The following is a 21,113-nucleotide window of genomic DNA, read 5'->3' on the forward strand; positions in this document are numbered from 1 at the left end:
ATCAACTGTAATGCGTGCAACGCTTAGCGGCGCAGACCCAGACGCTTGATCAGGTCCTGATAGCGGGCCTCATCCTTGCGCTTGACGTAGTCAAGAAGCTTACGACGCGTCGCAACCATCTTGAGCAGGCCACGGCGACCGTGGTTGTCTTTCTTGTGTGTCTTGAAGTGCTCGGTCAGCGTCGCGATACGCGAGCTCAGAACAGCAACCTGCACCTCGGGGGAGCCAGTGTCGCCCTCTTTGGTGCCGAATTCTTTCATGACGCGTGCTTTTTCTTCAGCAGTAATCGACATCGGGGTCTCCTTTCGGAAGTTGAGTTAAAGGTATGGCGCAGGCCGGGATGTCGTCCAGCACAGGCCCGTGGAGATGCGTCTGCCAATCAGGAATCAGCAGGCGACGGTGGCGTATAGGAAGAATCAACGGGGATGGCAAAGGTTTATTACGGTTATTACGCTGCATTAACTGCCCGCAAGACCCAGCGTCACGGCAGAGCTGAGCGGGATCAAGGCAATATCAGCCGTCGAAAGCTCGGATTGCCCACTGACTTGTGCCAAGACCTGATCTCCCATCCAGACCTGAAGCTGGCCTGCGTGGTCAGGATCAGGCCGCACGGCAATTTCCGGCACCTCTGCTTCGGTATCGCTATCGTCCCAGACGAACAGCAATGAATCGTCTTCCGGTTCAAAATCAGAGATCGCAGCACTGGCGCCATTCTCAATCCAGTCGCCCAGAACGATTTGATCCGCTCCGGAACCGCCATGCACCTGATCGTTCTGGCCCGCGACAATGACATCATCACCGCCACCGCCATTAAGAAAGTCAGCCTCATCAATATCCGATAGCGCATCGGAATCCGGGCCAGCCACGACACCGCTCAGCGTGTCGTCACCTGCGCCACCAAAAAGGGTATCCTCGCCCGCGTCGCCGCGCAACGCGTCGTCGCCCAGACCGCCCGACAATGCATCGTTTCCTGTACCGCCAGACAACTGATCGTCGCCCTCTGACCCGTTCAGCGCGTCATCGCCGTCATCGCCATACATGAAATCATCATCATTCTGACCCACCAGCGTGTCATCTTCGGACCCGCCAAAAAGATCATCGTCGCCGTCATCGCCAATCAGGGTGTCGCTGCCCGCCTAGCCTAACAGTGTATCATTTCCGCGGTCGCCGCGTGCTTCGTCGTCGCCTGTGCCAGCCTCCACCAGATCGTTCCCGTCGCCTGCGCTGATCCGGTCATCGCCCTGCGTCCCGGCGACAGCATCAGAGGCCTCTGATGCCGTGATCAGAGTCACATTGGGTGAAGTGGGCGAGGGTTGCTGAACGTCATCGTCCAGAACATCGTCGCCGATATCGACATAGGCGGCAGCACCTACCGCCATCAGACCCATCAATCCTGCCAGCCACAACATAAGACGACCTCAACTCATTCGAGAAAACGACATGTCGTCGCGGGTCAGATAAAAGCCACAGCTTAGACGTCAGGTCAAAACCAAAGAGATGAACTGGTTAAGGGGATCTAACCGCGCGCAGCATTCAAATCCCAGCGCACCGGGCTTTGCGCATATGGCAGATAAAGCGGGTGTTTCGGATGGCCTGCTTTGGACAGGCCAAGGTGAAAGACGGGCATATCCAGACTTTCAAGCAATTGCGCGACCTCTGGTCCGCGCCCTTTATGCGCCCCATGCACACCCCACGCGGCAATGATCTCATCCGCCCAATCTGCCGCTTCCGTTAAGGCCGCGTCATTCTCTGGCCCTACCGGATCATCTGCGGCCCGCATGTCACGGGGGTCGGTTGCGCGCCACGCAAAGATATTGGTCACGCGAAACGCGCCGAACCCCAGATGCCTTGCTCGACGCTCACAGCGTTCGACCGTGGGGTCGTTTTCCACCTCTGTCGCGGTCGATGGGTTCAGCATGACAAACAGCACCCGCTTGCCCGCCGGGTTCCATACCCGTGTCAGGCTATAGCGATATCGCTCACACTCCGAATAAACGGCAGTTGATGGCGCATCGCCCTTTGTATGGCTCCGGGTGATCATGCGCTGCTGTCTGCCAGTGCAGGTGATGCGGTGCAATTGGAAAAGCCGTCAGCGGCCAGTCCTGCGGAAGGTACCTTGCTTGCGGCTCAACATCGTCACCAAACCGTATGAGGTATCAGTTGAACACCCGACTTGGATGCAACTCGCCTGCCTTGAAACGCCCGACAGCGACCGCTTGCCCGTCAAACGACGCCCAGCATTCATCGCCGTATTCCACATCATGGCCGATCACCATGCCGGGGTTCCCGTTGCGCAGCCGCGTTGCCCCTTCTGCGGTCGCCTTGACCTCTGGCAAGTCCGCCAGCCCCTGCTCCAATGGCAACACATGGGCGTCCAGTTCAGGCGTCCGCGCCAGCGCGTCGATCTGATCCAGCGTCAGCCCGTCGGCGGCGTCGAAGGGTCCCGACCAGATCCGGCGCAGTTCCCGCACATGCCCGAAACACCCCAAAGCGCGCCCCAAATCCCGCGCGATTGACCGCACGTAGCCGCCCTTGCCACAAACCATCTCAAGCGTGACGTGATCTGCATCGGGCCGGTCGACCAGCAACAGGCTTTCGACATACAAAGGCCGCGCTGCCAACTCCATTTCCTCGCCATCCCGTGCGCGTTTATAGGCGCGTTCGCCGTCAATCTTGACGGCTGAGAATTGCGGCGGCACCTGTTCAATGTCGCCGATGAACTGCGCCAGCGCGGCTTTGATTTCGTCGTCATCGGGCCGCAGGTCAGAGGTTTCCAGAACCTCGCCTTCCGCATCGTCCGTATTGGTGGCGATCCCAAGCCGGACCGTGAATTCGTAGGCTTTCAGGGCGTCGGTGATGTAAGGCACCGTTTTGGTTGCTTCGCCCAGTGCCACCGCCAAAACTCCTGTCGCCTCCGGATCAAGTGTGCCCGCGTGCCCGGCTTTCTTGGCATCCAGCGCCCAACGGACCTTGTTCACGACCGCGGTTGAGGTCGGCCCGGCGGGTTTGTCCACCACCAGCCACCCCGATATATCCCGCCCCTTGCGTTTGCGACCCATGTCAGCCTCTTTGATAAATTCCGCCCGCGCTATACTGTGATGCGCCCCGACTGCCCAGAGCGTTCTTGGCCTTCGGCGCTACTCGGCGGGTTCAACCACGCCGATGATCGGCCCCAAAGTGGTAAAGCCAGACCCGCTCCGGCCCAGATCCGGCGCGCGCATGCGCGAGATATTGCCGTCGAAATACAATGCATTCTTCAGCCCCAGATGGTCGCGGAACAGCGATCCGAATTCGTGAAAGGTGACGGTGGTATCGGAAATTGCAAAGACGGCGCGGGTGCCGTCCTCAGAGGTGCCAACGCCATTTCGGATGTACCTCGATGTGCTGTCCACCAAGAATCTTGGGTGTAGCTCCCCACCGATCACCAGCATCGGCCCGGATTGCGTGGCATCGCGGCATGCAGGCGCTTGATCCAGATAGTCTGTTGTTTCAAACACATCGGCCCTGCCATCCCGCAGACACAGGACACCGTTAGGTAGCAATCCAAAGTTGCCGGGGCCTGCGTTCGGTATCACCCGCTGCACTTCGATACCGTCCTCGATGTAGTGGCCCACCGGACGGCGATCCTCATGGTACATCCCCGCGTTCGTCGCAAAGCCAAGCCGCTGGCCGTTTTTCGCCAAAGCGGCATCGATGTTGCCGAAATGACCAAAAACCGCGCCATTCTCATCCGCCAGAAAAAGCTCAAGCCGCTCGTACATCGCATCAACTTCGCAGATTGCGTAGACATTGTTCTGATACGTTTCTTGCCGACATTCCGTCGCTGCCGCTGGCAGGGCCAGCAGTGCCAAGCAGACAGCAAGGCTTCGCATCATCCCTCGGTTGCTCCGTCCGGAGCTTCGGCGTCACGGCGCACGCGGTCCTCTGACAGCATCCGCCGTGTCTCGTCCATCTGGTCAAACGTCTCGTCCAGCCGGAATCGCAGATCGGGCGCAAACTTCAGCGTTAGCTTTTTGGCTACCAGCCGCCGCAGCTCGCCCTTGTTGCGCGCAAGCAACTCAATCACCTCGTCCTGACCCTGACCGCCCAAGGGCAGCACGTAGGCCGTGGCGATCTTGAGATCGGGAGAGGTGCGGACCTCGCCTACGGTGATCGACATGCGATTGAGATCGGGATCGTGCACATCGCCACGCGCCAATACCTCGGACAGCGCCCGCCGGATTGTCTCGCCCACGCGCAGCTGGCGTTGCGACGGGCCTGCGCCCTCATGAAACTTGTTCTTAGCCATAACCCCTACCTAAGCGCTCCCATTCTCTTTGCCAAGCGGGGGCGCGCGGGGTAAAGCAGGCGGAACTTTGTTGAAGGAGAGCCCCGGATGTCCCAATCCATACGCGTTGCCGTGACCGGCGCTTCAGGCCGCATGGGCCAGACACTGATATCGCTGGTAAACGCCTCTGACCGCATGCACCTCAGCGGCGCGATTGAACGTCCGGGCCATGACTGGATCGGCCGTGATGTGGGCGAGGCGATGGGGGGCTCTGCCTTGGGAATCAGCGTAACCGACGACGCGCAAGCCGCGATCGCAGGGGCGGACGCCGTGATCGACTTTACCGCCCCTGTGGCCACGATTCAGTTTGCCGAATTTGCGGCTAGCGCGGGCATCGTGCATGTGATCGGCACCACGGGTATGACGGATGATGAAATTGCGGCACTTGATCCCTTTACCTCCAAAGCGACCATCATCCGCGCCGGTAACATGAGCCTTGGCGTCAACCTGCTGACCCAGCTGACCAAGCGGGTCGCCGCCGCCCTCGACGATGACTACGACATCGAGGTGATCGAAGCGCATCACAACCAAAAGGTCGACGCCCCCTCAGGCACGGCTCTGATGCTGGGAGAGGCCGCTGCCGAGGGGCGCGGCGTCAAACTGTCCGACGTGGCGGACCGGGGCCGGGACGGCATCACGGGCGCACGCAAGAAGGGCGACATCGGTTTCACTGCCATCCGGGGCGGCGACATCATCGGAGAACATGATGTGATGTTTGCCGCCGCAGGCGAGCGGATCATCCTGCGCCATGTTGCGTCGGACCGAACTGTCTTTGCACGCGGCGCGCTCAAGGCGGCACTTTGGGGGCAGGGTCGCGCGCCGGGGCACTACGACATGCTGGATGTGCTGGGTCTTTCTGACCCTGCGTAACTTTTTTTCAGGTGTGCTGAAACCAAAACGGCACTTCGTGCGTATATCTTTGTAATCGTCCGCAAAGGAGACTCACGATGACACGTGTTGCAATGACTATCTTTGCTGCCACTCTTGCGTTCGCAACGCCCGCATTTGCAGAGTTTCAACAGGTGACGTCCCGCAATGATTTCGTGGCGCTGGTCGGAGGCAAGACGCTGACCCGACCTCTCGTGAAAATTCAGGTCTTGCCGGATGGTCGGATCGCCGGCAAAGGCGCGGCATGGGAAGTGACCGGCAAATGGTCGTGGGAAAACGGCTATCTCTGCCGCAGCCTCGAATGGGGCGGCGACGATCTGGGCTACAACTGTCAGGAAGTGAAAACAGACGGCGCGCGCGTGCGCATCACGTCTGACAAGGGTACCGGACAGTCCGCAGACTTCCGCCTTCAATAAGCCGTCCGGCAACGCCTAGAAATCGACGGCGATGCCCTTCTTCTCCCAATCTCCATAGCGCACGGGCTCTGGCCCGTCCCTGCCGCCCAGTTCGGGCGGCAGCTCTAGTTTCGCAGCTTTTTTACGTCGCTCTTCCGCCTCGGCCAGCGCACGCTGTGCAGCAGGTGGAATGGGGTTGGGGTCCGGCCCCGGATCAGGTGCCGGATCGGGAAGCGGGCGCGGAGCCGGATCAGGGCTCGGTGTGCCCGGCAGATCAGGTTGCGGCGTCGGTGCGGGTTGTCCGGGTGTGTCGGGGATCGGCCTTGGTCCCGGTGCGCCGCTCGGGGTGTTCTGCGTCTCTTCGGTCATTGCGTCCTCTTGAGGCATTGTTGCCTTTGATATACGTCGCTTCTCATTGCGGGCAACCCGGATAGGAACTTCAGATGTCACAAACCGGCGTTCAGGCGCGCAGGGGGGCTGTGTCCCTTCTTGATCAGATCTTGGGTGATGAACCACGCCTGATGTCGGAATTGCTGGCTGGTGGGGTGCTTGAAAAACTGCCCCCTGATGACCGCGCCCGCGCCCAGCGTTTGGCGACAGAAACCCTGCGTGGTCTGGAACGTGCCGACCGTCTGCTGCAAAAACACCTCAAGAAATATCCACCGCTGACTATTCACAATGTTCTACGCGTCGGCACCATTGAGCTGTGCCAAGGCGGTGCGGCACATGGTGTCGTCAACGCGATGGTCAATCTCGTGGCCCAGCATCCGCGCCTCAGCCATCTGAAGGGTCTGACCAACGCGGTTCTGCGGAAAATCGCCGCCGAAGGACCCGATGCGTGGGATGCTCTCCGCGCGCCGCGTCTGCCCAAATGGCTGCGCGGCCCGCTGATTGAAGCATGGGGTGCTGACGCGATGGCCGCAATGGAGATTGCGCATTTCAAAGGTGCGCCGCTGGACCTCACCGCCAAGACCGATCCGCAGGCTGTCGCTGAGGCGACCGGCGGCACACTTCTGCCCACAGGAACGGTGCGCATCACCAACCCCGGTCAGGTCTCCACCATGCCCGGCTATGAGGCAGGCGACTGGTGGGTGCAGGATGCGGCCGCAGCCTTGCCCGTGCGCATCCTTGACCCCAAGCCCGGTGAAGCGATCCTTGATCTCTGCGCCGCACCAGGCGGCAAAACGATGCAACTTGCCGCTGCGGGGGCCGATGTGACGGCGGTGGACGATTCCATTCCGCGCATGGTCCGCGTGAAAGAGAACCTGTCGCGCACCGGCCTTGCCGCCAAGACGCTGACCAAGGACGCGCGCGCCGTCAAAGGCAGCTTTGATGCCATCCTTCTGGACGCGCCATGCTCAGCCACTGGTACGATCCGTCGCCACCCTGACCTGCCCTATGCCAAGGATGGATCCGAATTCGGCGCGCTGATCGAACTGCAGACCGAGTTGATTGACCATGCCTGGACATTGCTGAAACCCGGTGGCCGCATGGTCTTTTGCACCTGTAGCCTGCTCCCGGACGAGGGCGAAGTGCAGGTGGACGAGGCGCTTGAAAAACATCAGGACATGCAGGTGGACAGCAGCGTCCTTAGCCTGCCGGGCATAGACAGCAGCTGGATCACCACCGAAGGTGGGCTGCGCCTGCGCCCAGACTACTGGTCAGACTTTGGCGGGATGGACGGCTTTTACATCGCCTGTTTGCGCAAGGCAGGTTGATCAGTTGTCGCGCATTGGCGGGTTTGCGATGGCAAGGTAGTCTGCCGCCTCAATGCTCACCAAGCCCCGCAGGGACAGGGTTTCCCTGTCGTCCGTAGCCAGTTGGGCAATCGCGTCAGAGACAGCGTCGAAAATCCGTGCCGCGTTCATGTTCAGTGCGGTGATATAAGGCAGACCCGGCGTGGCCGGTGTCCATTCCAGAACCCGCAGATGTCTTGCAAAATCGTCATACCGCTCGATGAACCGCCACGTCACAGCGTCAATCGCAGCGATGTCCGCGTGCCCCTCGGCCACAGCCTTGGCCGACTTGATGTGCCCGCCGCTCTGTTCCCGGTTGGCGAACCAGAACCCATGCCTTTGCGCGACCGCATAAGGTGCTGCGTATCCGGATTGCGAGATTGTCTGATTATATGCAAACCGCGCATCCCGAAACGCCGCCAGATCAAGGCGCGCATCATCTGCCCGCACCACAATTGCGCTTCGATAATACCCCTGCGGGCATCCTTCGACGCCGAAATCAGGGGTGCCGACCAACTGAACCTTGCCATGCAGGCTCAAGCGGTAGGGCATCCCACAGGTTTGGCTCAGGATCAGATCGGGCGCCTCCCACACCGCGAACTCTTCAATGTCGTTCGACAGGGTCTCATGCGCATCAATCCCGCGTGCGGCCAATGAGTGCCGGATCAGCGCCCAATACCGCCTGTGGGCGGCCTCAAGCTCTGGTCTGGCGTACATCATCAGGCTGGCGATCATCCGGGCCTCATCGGTTTCACTGCGTCGAAACCTAGCTTCAGGCGGGGTCAGACAACAGACGCAATACGACCAATCCCGCCGATTCTGTTTCTGGTCACCAAAAACCGGTGACTCCCACTTGCACCCGGTCTATGATCCCGCCAAACGCCAAAAGAGCGTCAAGGGCAGTCGATTTATGGTCAACCTAACCACCCTGAAAGCGCGCCAGGCGCGGATTTTGAACGCGGTCCACGCGCGTCTTGCGACGCGTGCCAAGGCCAGCGTCAAGGGTTTCGTCTCGTCGCCAGAGCCGCGCACAATCGGATCTTTTGCACGTGGTCGGCAGCTGATTGCGGGCAATTATCTGTTTGCTGGCACGCTTATCAACGCACCCGGCCACAGTCTGTGGGACGTGACCCCGCCTGACACTGCCTATGCGGCTGAATTGCAGGGGTTTGCATGGCTCGATGACCTCGCCGCCGTGGGTGACATTGCCGCAAGACAGGCGGCACAGACATGGCTCTGGGAATGGATCGACCGCTTTGGCAAAGGGCGCGGACCGGGGTGGAGCCCGGATCTGACCGGTCGCCGTCTCATCCGGTGGATCAATCACGCGATTTTTGTACTGCGCGGTCAGGAATCCGAACAAAGCAGAGCCTTCTATCGTTCGCTGGAACAGCAAACCCTTTTCCTGTCGCGCCGCTGGCGGGGCGCGGCCCCGGGGTTGCCACGTTTCGAGGCGCTGACGGGATTGATCTACGCGGGCCTTTCCCTTGAGGGACAAGAAGCGCTTGCCGGCCCCGCGATCAGGGCATTGGCCCGCGAATGCAAAAGCCAGATTGACGCGCAGGGCGGTTTGCCTACACGCAACCCCGAAGAACTGCTGGCGGTTTTCACGCTGCTGACCTGGGCGGCGGCGGCGCTTAGTGACGCAGGGCGCGGCACGCCCACCGAGCACCTTGAAGCCATTGAGCGCATCGCGCCCACCCTGCGCTCCCTGCGGCACTCGGATGGGGCGCTGGCCCGTTTCCACGGTGGCGGACGCGGCATCGAAGGGTGGCTGGATCACGCGTTGGCAGCCAGCGGCGTCAAGGGCGGTCAACCCAGCGGGCTGGCGATGGGATATGCGCGCCTGTCGGGGGGGCGTACCAGCATCGTCGTTGATGCCGCTGCTCCTCCGACCGGGCCCGCCTCTGCAAACGCCCACGCCTCGACGCTCGCGTTTGAACTGACGTCCGGTCGTCGTCCGCTGATCGTGAACTGCGGCTCAGGCTCTTCTTTTGGTCTGGACTGGCGCAGGGCAGGGCGCGCCACCCCGTCGCACTCCACGCTCAGCCTTGGCGGCTATTCCAGCGCCCGGCTGGCTGACCCGGACCCGGCAACCGGCTATGAGGCGTTGATCAACACGCCAAAACACGTGCCTGTGGAAATATCGCCCATCACGGACGGCATTCGCTTTCAGGGCGGGCATGACGGCTACGTTCCTTCCCATGGCCTGACCCACGCGCGTACCTTGGAACTGACGCTTGATGGCCGGGGCCTCGCGGGCGAAGACATGCTGTTTGCCATGGAAGATGCCGACAAACGCCGTTTTGACGCGGCGCTTGACGCGGGCAAGCTCAAGGGAATCCGGTTCGATATCCGCTTTCATCTGCACCCGGACGTGGACGCAACACTGGACCTTGGCGGCGCGGCCGTCTCGATGGCGCTCAAAAGCGGTGAGGTCTGGGTGTTTCGCCACGACGGTGTCCACAACCTGACTCTTGAACCGGGCGCCTATCTTGAGACGACACGTCTGAAACCCCGAGCCGCGCAGCAGATCGTGCTGTCTGGCATGGCCTTTACCTATGCCACCCGTGTCCGGTGGTCCTTGTCCAAAGCGCAGGAAACTGCGATTGGCGTGCGTGACTTGTCCATGGACGAGCCGTACCTGGAAGAAATCTGACCGAAGGACCCGAAAAATGCCCGATCTCGTAGCCGTCAAACGCGCCCTGCTTTCCGTTTCCGACAAGACCGGACTGGAGGGTCTGGGCAAGGCGCTGGCCGGTCACGGCGTCGAATTGCTGAGCACCGGGGGCACGGCAAAGGCACTGCGCGACGCAGGGCTTGAGGTCAAGGACGTGGCCGAGGTCACAGGTTTTCCCGAGATGATGGATGGTCGCGTGAAAACGCTGCATCCGGTCGTCCATGGCGGTTTGCTGGCGTTGCGTGACAACGATGACCACGTGGCGGCGATGAACGAACATAACATCGGTGGCATCGACCTTGTTGTGGTCAATCTCTATCCCTTCGAGGCGACGGTGGCCAAAGGTGCGGCATACGACGAGGTGATCGAAAACATCGACATCGGCGGTCCGGCCATGATCCGCTCAGCAGCCAAGAACCACGGTTTCGTCAACGTTGTTGTTGACGTCGAAGACTATGCCGCCGTGATCGAGGAAATGTCCGCCAACGATGGCGCGACAGCCTATGCCCTGCGCCAGCGCCTTGCCCAAACCGCCTATGCCCGGACCACGGCCTATGACACCGCTGTCAGCACCTGGATGGCGGGGCAGGTCGATGGCACACCGCGCCGCCGCACCTTTGGCGGCACGCTGGCGCAAACGCTCCGCTACGGCGAGAACCCGCATCAGTCTGCTGCCTTCTACACCGATGGCTCGAACCGCCCCGGCGTGGCCACAGCAAGGCAGCATCAGGGCAAGGAACTCAGCTACAACAACATCAACGACACCGACGCGGCCTTTGAACTGGTCAGTGAATTCGCCCCCGATGCTGGTCCCGCCTGCGCGATTATCAAACACGCCAACCCCTGCGGTGTGGCAACAGGCAAGACCCTGACCGAGGCCTATACCCGCGCCTTCGACTGCGACCGCACCTCCGCCTTCGGTGGCATCATCGCATTGAACCAACCCCTTGACGGTGAAACCGCCGAGGCCATCTCGGGCATCTTTACCGAAGTCGTCATCGCTCCCGGTGCGGACGCCGACGCGATCGAAGTCTTCTCCAAAAAGAAAAATCTCCGCCTGCTGACCACCGACGGTCTGGCCGACCCCACCGCCGCGCAGCTGACAGCGCGGCAGGTGTCCGGCGGCTGGCTGGTGCAGGACAAGGACGTGGGCCGCATCACCCGCGACGATCTCAGGGTCGTGACCAAGCGCGCGCCTTCCGAGCAGGAACTGAACGACATGCTGTTCGCATGGACCGTCGCCAAACACGTCAAATCCAACGCCATCATCTACGTCAAGGATGGTGCCACCGTCGGCGTCGGTGCCGGACAGATGAGCCGCGTGGACAGCACCCGCATCGCCGCCCGCAAGGCACAGGACATGGCCGAAGCGATGGGCCTGCCCGCACCGCTGACCCAAGGGTCCGTTGTCGCGTCTGACGCGTTCTTCCCCTTTGCCGATGGCCTGATCACCGCTGCCAAGGCCGGGGCGACCGCGCTGATCCAACCGGGCGGCTCCATGCGCGACGACGAAGTGATCGCCGCGGCAGATGAGGCAGGACTGGCGATGGTCTTTACCGGCATGCGCCATTTCCGGCACTGATCACCGCGATGCGTCTTCTTACCATCTCAGCCATTGCGGCCTTTCTGATCGACCAGATCAGCAAATATGTGGTGATCCACATGTGGCAGCTTTGGCGGGTGCGCGAGATCGACGTTCTGCCCCCGGTTCTGAATTTTCGCTACGGCGAGAATCGGGGCATCAACTTTGGGCTCGGTGACGGCATCAGCGTCTGGGTGTTGATCATCCTTGCCGTCGTCATCTCACTTGGCGTGCTGATCTGGGCGTGGCGCGCCAAGCTGCGCCGCATCGCGATGATTTCTGCCGGTTTGCTGATCGGCGGTGCGATTGCCAACGTGCTTGACCGTCTGATCTATGGCTACGTGCTCGACTTTCTCAACAACTCCTGCTGCGGGTTCAACAACCCGTTTGTCTACAATGTTGCCGATGTCTTTATCTTCGCCGGAGCAATCGGTCTGATCTTCTTTGGCGATGACACCCGAAAGCCCGCCAAAGCAGGTGGCAAAAAACCTAAGTGACATTGCCCGTCCGACTGCGATATCACGGGGGCAACCGGAACGGAGACGATACATGCGCCGCACCCTTTTGCTTCTCCTGATCCCGCTGGTCCTTGGGGCCTGCGCCAACAAGGGTCTGCGGGACTTGCAGAACACTTCGGACGGGCCGGATGAATTCATGATCCAGCCGTCCAAGCCGCTTGAAGCACCGCCCAGCTACAAGGAATTGCCGACCCCTACACCGGGACAGGCAAACCTGACTGATCGCTCCGCGCTAAACGAAGGCATCACGGCATTCGGTGGCCGGGTTGAGGCGGCAAATGGGGGTATCCCTGCAAGTGACGGCGCGCTGGTGCAGCACGTCAGCCGTCTGGGGGTCGCGGCCAACATCCGCGAGGAACTCGCTGAACGCGACGCACTGTTCCGCAAGCGCAAGGCGCGTTTCACACAGATCCGGATCGTGCCCGTGGACCGCTACAATCAGGCTTACCGCCGCGAAGCATTGGATGCCGACCTCGAAGCGGCGCGCTGGCGCCGTGCAGGGGCACGCACACCTTCGGCACCTCCGGCGCAGTAGGGGCGGGACGCAATACCGCACCTTACAAATTTGTCATTTGCCTTGAATGTCGCGGGCCTGCACGTACCTCTTTGCAAGATGCGACAACCTAAAGGACGAACCATGTTCAGATTGCCGAAACTGACGGCCCTTTTGGCGTTCCTGCTTGCGCCCGTTGCGGCGCTTGCCAGCGATAACGAAGCGGTTACGTACTTCAAGCTAGATAACGGCATGGAAGTCGTCGTGGTCGAAGACCACCGCGCGCCTGCCGTACAGCAAATGGTCTGGTATCGTGCCGGATCAGCGGATGAGCCCAAGGGATCGTCCGGCGTGGCGCATTTTCTTGAGCACCTGCTGTTCAAAGCCACCGACAAGATGGAAGCCGGTGAATTCTCGGCCACTGTTGCCCTGAATGGCGGACGCGATAACGCATTCACCAGCTATGACTACACCGCCTATTTTCAGCGTGTCGCCGCCGACCGGCTTGAGCTGATGATGGAAATGGAAGCGGACAGGATGAAAAACATCCGCCTGACGCCAGAGAATATCCGAACCGAACGCGATGTGATCCTTGAAGAGCGCAACCAACGGACCGACAATTCCCCCGGTGCCCTGTTTAACGAACAGGTGAACGCGGCGCAGTACCTGAACCATCGTTATGGCACGCCGGTCATCGGCTGGCGGCACGAGATGGAGGAACTTGACCTGGACGACGCGCTGTCGTTCTACGAGACCTACTATTCACCAAACAACGCGATCCTTGTTGTTTCTGGCGATGTGGACCCCGAAGAGGTCCGCACACTGGCAGAAAAGTATTACGGCGTGATCCCGGCAAACCCCGACTTGCCAGAACGCATTCGCACGCAAGAGCCACCTCAGACCGCTGAGCGTCGCTTGGTTTTCCGTGATGCGCGGGTCGCTCAACCCTATGTGACGCGGTCTTACCTCGCGCCAGAGCGTGATCCGGGCGATCAGGAAAAAGCTGCGGCGCTCACGATCCTTTCGGAGATACTGGGCGGCGGCACCACGTCATACCTTGCTGAAAAGCTTCAGTTTGACACCCAGATCGCGACCTATACCGGTGCGTTCTACAACGGCGGGTCGCTTGACGACACGACGTTTGATTTTGCGGTCGTCCCTGCCGCTGGCGTGACGCTGCAAGAGGCCGAAGATGCGCTGGACGCCGCCTTGCAAAGCTTCCTCGAAACCGGCGTTGATGCCGACCAGCTTGCCCGTATCAAACTGCAAATACGTGCAGACCAGATCTATGCCCGTGACGATGCGGAACGTGTTGCCAACCGCTATGGCCGCGCGCTTGCCATCGGGCTGACGGTGGCGGACGTGCAGGCATGGCCGGGTATTCTGGATGCGGTCACAGCGGACGACATCATGCAGGCTGCGCGTGATGTTTTTGACAGGCGCACGTCCGTTACCGGATGGCTGATGAAAGAGGAGGTCACGCAATGAGACTGATCTACGCCCTTATCCTGACATGCCTTGCCAGCCTGCCTGCGCGGGCCGAGGTCGACATTCAGGAAGTCACCAGCCCCGGCGGCCTGACCGCATGGTTGGTCGAAGAACCGTCGATCCCGTTTGTTGCCCTCGAAATCCGCTTTCGCGGCGGCGCATCGCTGGATGATCCTGAAAAGCGTGGCGCCATCAACCTGATGACTGCGTTATTGGAAGAAGGGGCCGCCGATATGGACGCACGCGCCTTTGCCCAAGCGCAAGAGGAACTGGCGACCAGCTTCGGCTTTGACGTTGACCGCGACGCGGTTTCGATCTCTGCCCGTTTTCTGACCGAAAACCGCGATGCATCCATCGACCTGCTGCGCGATGCGCTGACGCAACCGCGCTTTGACGCCGAAGCCATCGAACGTGTGCGCGGGCAGGTGCTGTCGATCATTCAATCCGACCAGAAAGACCCCAACGACATCGCCAGCGAGACCTTTGCCAGGATCGCCTATGGCGATCATCCTTACGCCTATTCGATAAATGGAACGATCGACAGTGTCACTGCGCTGACCCGTGACGATTTGATCGCGGCGCACAAGGCAGTCTTGGCACGCGACCGCATCTACATTGGCGCGGTTGGTGACATTACCCCCGAAGAACTCGGGCCGCTGCTGGATGACTTGTTAGGTGCATTGCCGGAAACCGGCGCGCCGATGCCACCGCAGGCCAATGTCACCATTCCGGCAGGTATTACAGTCGTGGATTTCCCCACGCCGCAGTCCGTCGCGCTCTTCGGACAGCCTGGCATTGCGCAGGACGACCCTGATTTCTTTACCGCTCTGGTCCTGAATCAAGTCCTGGGCGGCGGTGGGTTCGAAAGCCGCCTTATGGATGAGGTTCGCGAAAAGCGTGGCCTGACCTACGGCGTGTATTCCTATCTGGCGAGCCGCGATCTGGCGAATGTCTACATGGGGTCGGTCAGTTCTTCGAACGACCGCATCGCCGAAGCCATCTCCGTGATCCGCGAAGAATGGGAAAAGGCGGCGGCCGAAGGCCTGTCAGAGAAGGAACTGCAGGACGCCACGACCTATATCACCGGGGCCTATCCGCTGCGGTTTGACGGAAATGGTCCGATTGCCAACATCCTTGTCGGAATGCAGATGCTGGGCCTGCCCATCGACTATATCGCCACCCGCAATGACAAGGTCGAAGCGGTGACGCTGGACGACGTAAAGCGGGTCGCGGATGAACTGCTTGACCCCGAAGGTCTGCATTTCGTGGTCGTGGGTCAGCCCGTGGGCCTAGAGACAACTGTGGGTGAATAGAAGGTAAATGGGTCCATCAAGACCTTGAGAAGTAACAAGTTAGAAGGGCTGTCCCCGCAGGGACAGCCCTTTTTTGATTGTCTTTCAAAGAAACGGAAGCGACGCAGCGGCGGTTGTCCAAGTGGTCCATCGGCAAGCGTGATAACGCCCAGACGGCCCCTTGTCCGTCATTCGCCATAAGGCACCCAGATATTCTTGACCTCTGTTGCTGCCTGCAGAAACGCATGTCCCTCGCCAGCCGCGCCCATCCAGTCGCGGGCGTGTCCGTTGTTCACCCAAGTCCGCTTGAGATTTGTGGCCGATCCCTTTTCGATCACTGCGCTCAACGCGCTCGCCCCGAAAGACCAGACTGCGTCAACGTCCATGTGCCGCGCCAGCGGATCGGCAATATCGGACTGCGGTCCGGTCAGGATGTTCACCACGCCCGCAGGCACGTCCGAGGTTTCCAGCACCTGAATAAAGTCAGTTGCGGCCAGCGGAAACGGCTCAGACGCAGACAGGATCACGCGGTTGCCCATCGCGATGGCAGGCGCCATGCAGGAGATCAACCCCAGCAGGGGTGCCTCTGCAGGGCACAGCGCACCGATGACGCCCACGGGTTCCTTCATCGCAATGGCCACGCCGCGGATCGGCACACCATGGACCTGACCGTCGTATTTGTCGGCCCAAGCCGCATAGGTGAACAAACGTTTGACGCACGCCGCCACCTCTTTCGCACCGGTCTTGCCGCCCTGCATGGCGTCGAGCCGTGCTGCGAATTCATCTGCCCGCGCATCAAGGTTCTCTGCAATATAATAGAGGATCTGCGCACGCAGGTGTCCCGTTGTCTTTGACCATCCTTTTGCGGCATGTGCTGCTTCGACAGCGTTGCGCAGGTCCTTGCGGTTTGCGATGCTGGCGTGCCCCAACAGCTTGCCTGCCTTGCCGTAGACCGGCGCGGAATAGCCGCCGTCGGGGCGCGCTTGCTTGCCGCCGATATACAGCTTGGCAGTGCGGTCGACGCCATCTGCCGGTCCACCCTCGCCAGTGAACGGTTCAATTTCCTTGAGCGGCTTGGTGGTCCCTTTTGGCTTGGTATAAGCCGCCAGTCCTTCCCAGCCCCCTTCACGTCCAAAGCCGCTTTCGCGAACGCCGCCAAACCCGGCAGCGGCGTCCATCATGTTGGTCCCGTTGACCCAGACCACGCCCGCCGCCAGCTTGGGCGCGATATCAAGGGCGAGGTTCACGTTCTCGGACCAAACGGTCGCCGCCAGCCCGTAGCGCGAGTTATTGGCAAGCTCTACGGCCTCGGCCGGAGTGCGGAAGGTGGTTGCGACGAGGACGGGACCGAAGATTTCTTCCTGCATCAGCGTATCGGCAGGGTTCAGACCGGTGATCAGCGTCGGCGGATAAAAGCACCCCTGCTCGGGCAGGGGCGTGTCGGCAACATGGGTATGCCCCGCCGTGTTTGCCGCCACCATTTCCGTGACGCTCTGCAATTGCACAGGATCGACCAGCGTGCCGACGTCAATGCTCTTGTCCAGCGGTGAGCCCATGCGCAGCTTGTCCATCCGGTGCCGCAGCTTGGCGTAGAACAGATCGGCCACCGGTTCCTGCACCAGAAGGCGCGAGCCTGCGCAACAGACCTGTCCTTGGTTAAACCAGATCGCGTCGACCAGCCCCTCGACAGCTGAATCCAGATCGGCATCGTCGAAAACGATGTAAGGAGATTTGCCGCCCAGCTCCAAGGTCAGCGCCTTGCCTGAGCCTGCGGTCGCCTCGCGGATACGCCGCCCGACTTCGGTCGAGCCGGTAAAGGCGATCTTGTCCACCTCCGATGCCACGATCATTTCGCCAACGGAACCATCGCCGGTGACGATGTTGACCACCCCTTTTGGCACACCTGCCTGCTGGCAAATGTCGGCAAACAAAAGCGCAGTCAGAGAGGTGTATTCGGCAGGCTTCAACACCACAGTATTGCCCATGGCGAGCGCGGGAGCGACCTTCCATGCCAGCATCAGCAGCGGGAAGTTCCACGGGATGATCTGCCCGCAGACGCCCAGTGCCTGCGCGTCCGGCAGTTCGCTTTCCATCAGTTGCGCCATCCCGGCATGATAATAGAAATGCCGCTGCGCCAGCGGCACGTCGATGTCCCGCGCTTCGCGGATCGGCTTGCCGTTGTCGAGCACTTCGAGCACCGCGAAAAGGCGGCTGTGTTTCTGCAACAGCCGCGCGATGGCATAAAGCACCTTGGCCCGCCCGTGACCGCCCAGCTTCTCCCACCTCGGCTGCGCCTTGCACGCCGCTTTCACGGCGGCGTCCACATCGGCCTGTGTCGCCTGCGTCAATGTCGCCAGAACTTCACCCGTCGCCGGATTGCGGCTCTCGAACCCGTCCCCCGGCGCGGTGAAGGCACCATCGATGAAATGGCCGAACCGGTCCCCCTGATCGACCAGCCAGGCCAGCGCCTCGGCGGCGGATTCAGGGGCGGGGCCATAGTCCATGCTGTCGAAAATATCCGCGATGCTCATCTCTTCATCTTTCCAATACAATTCATATTCCGACGGTCTCCACCACGCACCTCAATGCGCGGCATGGCGATACCCCGCCGAATAGGCCCCGGTGACATGATGCTCCAACTGCCGCTCGATATCGCCCAAAAGCGATGACGCGCCAAAGCGGAAGAGGTCCGGCTGCAGCCAGCGGTCGCCAAGTTCCTCTTTGACAAGCGCGAGATAGGTCAGCGCGTCTTTTGCCTTGGAAATGCCGCCTGCCGGTTTGTAGCCAACGCGGATCCCCGTGCGGTCATAGTAGTCCCGGATCGCGCGGATCATCACAAGGCTGACGGGCAGGGTGGCATTCACACTTTCCTTACCGGTCGAGGTCTTGATGAAATCCGCGCCCGCCATCATGCACACCAGCGAAGCGCGCGCGACGTTGCGCAGGCTGCCAAGCTCACCCGTGGCAAGGATGGCCTTCACATGAGCCTCGCCGCAGGCCGCACGCATCTGGGCCATCTCATCATAAAGCGCCTGCCAGTTGCCGGACAGGACATGGCGGCGCGAAATCACGATGTCGATTTCGGTGGCACCGGCGGCCACGCTCATCTCGATCTCCTTGAGGCGAAGCTCGAACGGGGAAAGCCCCGCCGGAAAGCCGGTAGAGACAGCGGCGATCGGGATGTTGGTCCCTTTCAGCGCATTGACCGCGGCAGGGATCATCTCATGATAGACACAGACGGCCCCGGTGGTGATCGGGCCTACGCCCAGCGCTTCCAGAATGGCTGGTGCGACAGGTTGCCGTGCCTTGGCGCAGAGACGCTCGACCCGGCGTGACGTATCATCGCCCGACAGTGTCGTAAGGTCGATGCAGGTCACGGCCTTCAAAAGCCATGCCGCCTGATAGGCCTTCTTGACCGACCGGCGCGCACCGATGGTGCCTGCGAGACGCTCAATCGCCGAGGTGTTGGCTTGCGCGCTCAGCACCCAGTTAAGATCAAGCGGCATGCCCGGATTGCGCGGCTCCGTCACCTGCGGCAGGTGTGCGTCGTCGGTTTGCGGCGTGCGGGCGTGGACGTGGGGTGAGGGGGTAGCCATCGGCATCTCCGGTCAGGTCAGAGCGCACAAAGTGCCATGCGCGTGACTGTTTTGGCAAGCGGGGCTGACGTGGGGTGATTGGAGGCTATGATCGTGTTCGGCAAAATCTGCACCGATCATCGCTGCGACCGGAGTGAGGAGATTACGACGGCCAGCAATCTTTGAACGCAGGTGGCGCTGCCCTTGGATATATGCGCCACTATTTATGAGGCAGTCGGGTTCTGAACCCTGATGAAAACCGCAAAAGCGAATCAATCTCGCACCGATTCGCAGGTTTTTTGAAAAGTGATTCGTTTTTGCTTTGACATGGGCGAATCATCCTTTGCATATATGGACAAAACACCCAATGCGTGTGGAGCCTGCCAGCCAAACACACTAAATCGGGTATGATGTCTGGGGGACAATATGCGAAGGTGGACCGCTCAAGCGGCGATAGTCCTTTTCCTTGCGGCGACGGCAAGCAGTGCCGAAGAGCGTGCAGTCGCGATGAAGGCATCCTTCATCTTTGACGGCGAACGCGTTGAGATACGCCGCGACAACCGTGATGCACTCCGCTTTGTGACCCATTTCGTCTCGGCCTCAGAACTATGTCTGAACGCATGTATTGCCCCCATGAAGGCGGCTGATGGTGTTGATACGGTGGATGAGGCGCAGGTGCTGGCGTTTCTGGAGACCAAGGTCGGCACCAACATCGGGTTGGCGCTGGATGCGCGTGCATCACAGGACCGCGTCGGAGGTTTCATTCCCGGCTCCGTTATGTTGCCGCCCCGCGTGGTCGATCCCCGAAACCTTGGCCGAGATGACGTACTTCGCGCACTTGGCGCGCGGGAATTCGACGGTGTCTTCAATTATGCGGATGCAAAGCACCTGCTGATCTATGATCAGGGTCCGGCAACCGACGATGCAGGGCTATTGGTCCGCCATCTGATTGCGGCAGGCTATCCACCTGAAAAAATCAAATACTATCGTGGGGGCATGCAGGTTTGGTCTGTTCTGGGCTTCACGATTGAAGAGGGATTGGGATGAGTACCAAGAACCTTCAAGATCCGGTGCAGCCACATGTGACATTCGACAGTTATGTCTTGCCTGAAACCGTCCAGTACCACACCGCGCAGAGCACCGGCTTGACGGTCAATGGGACAATCCTTGCAGTGGCATCTATTGGCACGCTGACTTTTGTTTTGGGTATCCTGGTTGCCCTGCAGCTTGCGGGCCCGCAACAGGTTGAGACGGTTGCAAAGGTCTCATCAGAAACGCAGCAGGCAATGCCGGTGTCGGTGACAGAAGGGATGGACGATCAGACGGTAACGCGCCTTCGTCCTGCGGACCTTCTGACTCCTGTCTCTGGTGGTCAGTCTGCCTCCGAAGACATTGAGGCGCTACAGGCAGCAGTGCTCAAAGGACTTCAACCCAAGCGCACTGTTGGCAAGCTGACAGAGCAGGAGTTGGCCGAAAAAGCCCGCGAGGCACAAGCCATCGTCAACCGCAACAAGTTGCGCATGTTGCGCGAGGGCGTGTTGGCAGGTGTCTATACCGTCAAGGCCAGGGACGACGGTAACGGCAAACGGCTGGTGCTTGAGATGATCAACGCGGAAATGACTCGCCAGAGCATGGGTAATCTGCTGCTTGAGGCCGCGCGGAAGGGCGAGCTTGAGATTCCAGCCTCACTCAACACGGCGGATGGCAACGTTGACCTTGATACGCTGCTGTTCAACCTGATCCAGACGTCATTGGCCGAAGACGGCACGCCCGAAGGGGCCGAAGCCGCCCGCGAGATGAGCCGCCGTGCCTTTGCCGCGTCAGATGCCAATACCCAACAGGTGAAGGGTGACCGCATCTATACCGTAGAGCCGGGCGACAGCCTTGCCTACATTTCCCTACAATTCTATGGCCGCCCAAATGCGTACTTGCGCATTTTCGAGGCCAACCGGGAGAAACTGCGTTCTCCTGACCTGATAAAGATTGGCCAGCGTCTAATAATTCCGAAAGCATAACAATAAACACAGTCGCCGCAGTCAATCTGGCAACGGGCCGTCTCCCCAGTGACGGCCCGTTCGCTTTTCTGCAAGCTGGTACGCTTGCACGTCTTGCCGTCCGAATCGGGTTCAGTCTTGGTCC

General features: G+C 60.5%; 22 protein-coding genes and 1 pseudogene. 11 read left to right on the forward strand and 12 right to left on the reverse strand.

Annotated features, from left to right (window positions below; genetic code table 11):
- Positions 1 to 23: 23 nt before the first annotated feature.
- From rpsO to rbfA, 8 genes and pseudogenes are all read right to left on the reverse strand, one after another.
- Complete coding sequence (gene rpsO, locus GV827_RS09995) at positions 24 to 293, reverse strand: 30S ribosomal protein S15 (protein ID WP_164353667.1); 270 nt, start codon at positions 291 to 293, stop codon at positions 24 to 26.
- A 165-nt stretch (positions 294 to 458) separates the two neighbouring features.
- On the reverse strand, positions 459 to 866 hold the full coding sequence (locus GV827_RS23990; protein ID WP_328823141.1) for a hypothetical protein: 408 nt from the start codon (positions 864 to 866) through the stop codon (positions 459 to 461).
- Positions 867 to 887: 21 nt separating this feature from the next.
- A pseudogene (locus GV827_RS23995) lies at positions 888 to 1,127 on the reverse strand (calcium-binding protein); the annotation flags it as partial.
- Between the two features lie 9 nt (positions 1,128 to 1,136).
- Positions 1,137 to 1,409: a hypothetical protein gene (locus GV827_RS23595; protein WP_235930314.1), complete on the reverse strand. Its 273-nt coding sequence runs from the start codon at positions 1,407 to 1,409 to the stop codon at positions 1,137 to 1,139.
- Between the two features lie 107 nt (positions 1,410 to 1,516).
- On the reverse strand, positions 1,517 to 2,041 hold the full coding sequence (locus GV827_RS10005) for a DUF1643 domain-containing protein (protein ID WP_164353668.1): 525 nt from the start codon (positions 2,039 to 2,041) through the stop codon (positions 1,517 to 1,519).
- A gap of 115 nt (positions 2,042 to 2,156) precedes the next feature.
- Positions 2,157 to 3,059: a tRNA pseudouridine(55) synthase TruB gene (truB, locus tag GV827_RS10010; RefSeq protein ID WP_164353669.1), complete on the reverse strand. Its 903-nt coding sequence runs from the start codon at positions 3,057 to 3,059 to the stop codon at positions 2,157 to 2,159.
- Between the two features lie 78 nt (positions 3,060 to 3,137).
- Positions 3,138 to 3,875 carry a phosphodiester glycosidase family protein gene (locus GV827_RS10015; protein ID WP_164353670.1) on the reverse strand — a complete coding sequence of 246 codons (738 nt, stop codon included), beginning with the start codon at positions 3,873 to 3,875 and terminating at the stop codon, positions 3,138 to 3,140.
- A complete protein-coding gene (gene rbfA, locus GV827_RS10020) occupies positions 3,872 to 4,288 on the reverse strand; it encodes a 30S ribosome-binding factor RbfA (protein ID WP_164353671.1) in 417 nt (138 codons plus the stop codon). Before rbfA ends, GV827_RS10015 begins: the two co-directional genes overlap by 4 nt.
- An 87-nt stretch (positions 4,289 to 4,375) precedes the next feature.
- On the opposite strand from rbfA, the gene dapB reads away from it, so the two are divergent.
- Together dapB and GV827_RS10030 are read left to right on the forward strand one after the other, a co-directional pair.
- On the forward strand, positions 4,376 to 5,197 hold the full coding sequence (gene dapB / locus GV827_RS10025; RefSeq protein WP_164353672.1) for a 4-hydroxy-tetrahydrodipicolinate reductase: 822 nt from the start codon (positions 4,376 to 4,378) through the stop codon (positions 5,195 to 5,197).
- Positions 5,198 to 5,274: 77 nt separating this feature from the next.
- A complete protein-coding gene (locus GV827_RS10030; RefSeq protein WP_164353673.1) occupies positions 5,275 to 5,631 on the forward strand; it encodes a dihydrodipicolinate reductase in 357 nt (118 codons plus the stop codon).
- A 15-nt stretch (positions 5,632 to 5,646) separates the two neighbouring features.
- Here the strand turns inward: GV827_RS10030 and GV827_RS10035 are convergent, their stop codons facing one another.
- Positions 5,647 to 5,802 (reverse strand): DUF1674 domain-containing protein, encoded by a 156-nt coding sequence (locus GV827_RS10035; RefSeq protein ID WP_164353846.1) that lies wholly within the window; start codon positions 5,800 to 5,802, stop codon positions 5,647 to 5,649.
- Positions 5,803 to 6,053: 251 nt separating this feature from the next.
- Here GV827_RS10035 and GV827_RS10040 point away from each other — a divergent pair, with 251 nt between their 5' ends.
- A complete protein-coding gene (locus tag GV827_RS10040; protein ID WP_164353674.1) occupies positions 6,054 to 7,328 on the forward strand; it encodes an RsmB/NOP family class I SAM-dependent RNA methyltransferase in 1,275 nt (424 codons plus the stop codon).
- Here GV827_RS10040 and GV827_RS10045 read toward each other — a convergent pair whose 3' ends face one another.
- Entirely contained in the window at positions 7,329 to 8,081 is a 753-nt protein-coding gene (locus GV827_RS10045) for a phosphate/phosphite/phosphonate ABC transporter substrate-binding protein (protein WP_164353675.1), read from the reverse strand.
- Between the two features lie 175 nt (positions 8,082 to 8,256).
- Between GV827_RS10045 and GV827_RS10050 the strand changes: the two genes are divergently transcribed.
- From GV827_RS10050 to GV827_RS10075, 6 genes are all read left to right on the forward strand, one after another.
- Positions 8,257 to 10,005, forward strand: a complete 1,749-nt coding sequence (locus GV827_RS10050) for a heparinase II/III family protein (RefSeq protein ID WP_164353676.1) — start codon at positions 8,257 to 8,259, stop codon at positions 10,003 to 10,005.
- A gap of 16 nt (positions 10,006 to 10,021) precedes the next feature.
- Positions 10,022 to 11,608, forward strand: coding sequence for a bifunctional phosphoribosylaminoimidazolecarboxamide formyltransferase/IMP cyclohydrolase (purH, locus tag GV827_RS10055; RefSeq protein WP_164353677.1), 1,587 nt, complete (start codon positions 10,022 to 10,024; stop codon positions 11,606 to 11,608).
- An 8-nt stretch (positions 11,609 to 11,616) separates the two neighbouring features.
- A complete protein-coding gene (lspA, locus tag GV827_RS10060; protein ID WP_164353678.1) occupies positions 11,617 to 12,105 on the forward strand; it encodes a signal peptidase II in 489 nt (162 codons plus the stop codon).
- A 52-nt stretch (positions 12,106 to 12,157) separates the two neighbouring features.
- A complete protein-coding gene (locus GV827_RS10065; protein ID WP_164353679.1) occupies positions 12,158 to 12,661 on the forward strand; it encodes a DUF3035 domain-containing protein in 504 nt (167 codons plus the stop codon).
- A 102-nt stretch (positions 12,662 to 12,763) separates the two neighbouring features.
- The gene (locus GV827_RS10070) at positions 12,764 to 14,107 is read left to right on the forward strand and encodes a M16 family metallopeptidase (protein ID WP_164353680.1); all 1,344 of its coding nucleotides are present in this window, start codon (positions 12,764 to 12,766) and stop codon (positions 14,105 to 14,107) included.
- The gene (locus GV827_RS10075; protein WP_164353681.1) at positions 14,104 to 15,420 is read left to right on the forward strand and encodes a M16 family metallopeptidase; all 1,317 of its coding nucleotides are present in this window, start codon (positions 14,104 to 14,106) and stop codon (positions 15,418 to 15,420) included. The genes GV827_RS10070 and GV827_RS10075 overlap by 4 nt, the downstream gene beginning before the upstream one ends.
- A 167-nt stretch (positions 15,421 to 15,587) precedes the next feature.
- Here the strand turns inward: GV827_RS10075 and GV827_RS10080 are convergent, their stop codons facing one another.
- Together GV827_RS10080 and deoC are read right to left on the reverse strand one after the other, a co-directional pair.
- Positions 15,588 to 17,930, reverse strand: coding sequence for an aldehyde dehydrogenase family protein (locus GV827_RS10080; protein WP_164353682.1), 2,343 nt, complete (start codon positions 17,928 to 17,930; stop codon positions 15,588 to 15,590).
- Positions 17,931 to 17,981: 51 nt separating this feature from the next.
- Positions 17,982 to 18,995 (reverse strand): deoxyribose-phosphate aldolase, encoded by a 1,014-nt coding sequence (gene deoC / locus GV827_RS10085; protein WP_164353683.1) that lies wholly within the window; start codon positions 18,993 to 18,995, stop codon positions 17,982 to 17,984.
- 405 nt (positions 18,996 to 19,400) lie between these two features.
- On the opposite strand from deoC, the gene GV827_RS10090 reads away from it, so the two are divergent.
- Positions 19,401 to 20,021 carry a rhodanese-like domain-containing protein gene (locus GV827_RS10090; RefSeq protein ID WP_164353684.1) on the forward strand — a complete coding sequence of 207 codons (621 nt, stop codon included), beginning with the start codon at positions 19,401 to 19,403 and terminating at the stop codon, positions 20,019 to 20,021.
- On the forward strand, positions 20,018 to 20,989 hold the full coding sequence (locus tag GV827_RS23370) for a LysM peptidoglycan-binding domain-containing protein (protein ID WP_204325827.1): 972 nt from the start codon (positions 20,018 to 20,020) through the stop codon (positions 20,987 to 20,989). Before GV827_RS10090 ends, GV827_RS23370 begins: the two co-directional genes overlap by 4 nt.
- The last annotated feature ends 124 nt before the right edge of the window (positions 20,990 to 21,113 follow it).

The organism is Sulfitobacter sediminilitoris (assembly GCF_010667575.1).
Taxonomy (GTDB): domain Bacteria; phylum Pseudomonadota; class Alphaproteobacteria; order Rhodobacterales; family Rhodobacteraceae; genus Sulfitobacter; species Sulfitobacter sediminilitoris.

What these genes read in the sequence shown, in the direction of transcription:
- GV827_RS10015 (WP_164353670.1), bottom strand. Translation starts at nt 3,875, where the DNA reads ATGATGCGAAGCCTTGCTGTCTGCTTGGCACTGCTGGCCCTGCCAGCG.
- GV827_RS10030 (WP_164353673.1), top strand. Translation starts at nt 5,275, where the DNA reads ATGACACGTGTTGCAATGACTATCTTTGCTGCCACTCTTGCGTTCGCA.
- truB (WP_164353669.1), bottom strand. Translation starts at nt 3,059, where the DNA reads ATGGGTCGCAAACGCAAGGGGCGGGATATATCGGGGTGGCTGGTGGTG.
- GV827_RS10075 (WP_164353681.1), top strand. Translation starts at nt 14,104, where the DNA reads ATGAGACTGATCTACGCCCTTATCCTGACATGCCTTGCCAGCCTGCCT.
- GV827_RS10040 (WP_164353674.1), top strand. Translation starts at nt 6,054, where the DNA reads ATGTCACAAACCGGCGTTCAGGCGCGCAGGGGGGCTGTGTCCCTTCTT.
- GV827_RS23370 (WP_204325827.1), top strand. Translation starts at nt 20,018, where the DNA reads ATGAGTACCAAGAACCTTCAAGATCCGGTGCAGCCACATGTGACATTC.
- GV827_RS10065 (WP_164353679.1), top strand. Translation starts at nt 12,158, where the DNA reads ATGCGCCGCACCCTTTTGCTTCTCCTGATCCCGCTGGTCCTTGGGGCC.
- GV827_RS10090 (WP_164353684.1), top strand. Translation starts at nt 19,401, where the DNA reads ATGCGAAGGTGGACCGCTCAAGCGGCGATAGTCCTTTTCCTTGCGGCG.
- rpsO (WP_164353667.1), bottom strand. Translation starts at nt 293, where the DNA reads ATGTCGATTACTGCTGAAGAAAAAGCACGCGTCATGAAAGAATTCGGC.
- GV827_RS10005 (WP_164353668.1), bottom strand. Translation starts at nt 2,041, where the DNA reads ATGATCACCCGGAGCCATACAAAGGGCGATGCGCCATCAACTGCCGTT.
- GV827_RS23595 (WP_235930314.1), bottom strand. Translation starts at nt 1,409, where the DNA reads ATGTTGTGGCTGGCAGGATTGATGGGTCTGATGGCGGTAGGTGCTGCC.
- GV827_RS10080 (WP_164353682.1), bottom strand. Translation starts at nt 17,930, where the DNA reads ATGAGCATCGCGGATATTTTCGACAGCATGGACTATGGCCCCGCCCCT.
- dapB (WP_164353672.1), top strand. Translation starts at nt 4,376, where the DNA reads ATGTCCCAATCCATACGCGTTGCCGTGACCGGCGCTTCAGGCCGCATG.
- deoC (WP_164353683.1), bottom strand. Translation starts at nt 18,995, where the DNA reads ATGGCTACCCCCTCACCCCACGTCCACGCCCGCACGCCGCAAACCGAC.
- lspA (WP_164353678.1), top strand. Translation starts at nt 11,617, where the DNA reads ATGCGTCTTCTTACCATCTCAGCCATTGCGGCCTTTCTGATCGACCAG.
- rbfA (WP_164353671.1), bottom strand. Translation starts at nt 4,288, where the DNA reads ATGGCTAAGAACAAGTTTCATGAGGGCGCAGGCCCGTCGCAACGCCAG.
- GV827_RS10070 (WP_164353680.1), top strand. Translation starts at nt 12,764, where the DNA reads ATGTTCAGATTGCCGAAACTGACGGCCCTTTTGGCGTTCCTGCTTGCG.
- purH (WP_164353677.1), top strand. Translation starts at nt 10,022, where the DNA reads ATGCCCGATCTCGTAGCCGTCAAACGCGCCCTGCTTTCCGTTTCCGAC.
- GV827_RS10050 (WP_164353676.1), top strand. Translation starts at nt 8,257, where the DNA reads ATGGTCAACCTAACCACCCTGAAAGCGCGCCAGGCGCGGATTTTGAAC.
- GV827_RS10045 (WP_164353675.1), bottom strand. Translation starts at nt 8,081, where the DNA reads ATGATCGCCAGCCTGATGATGTACGCCAGACCAGAGCTTGAGGCCGCC.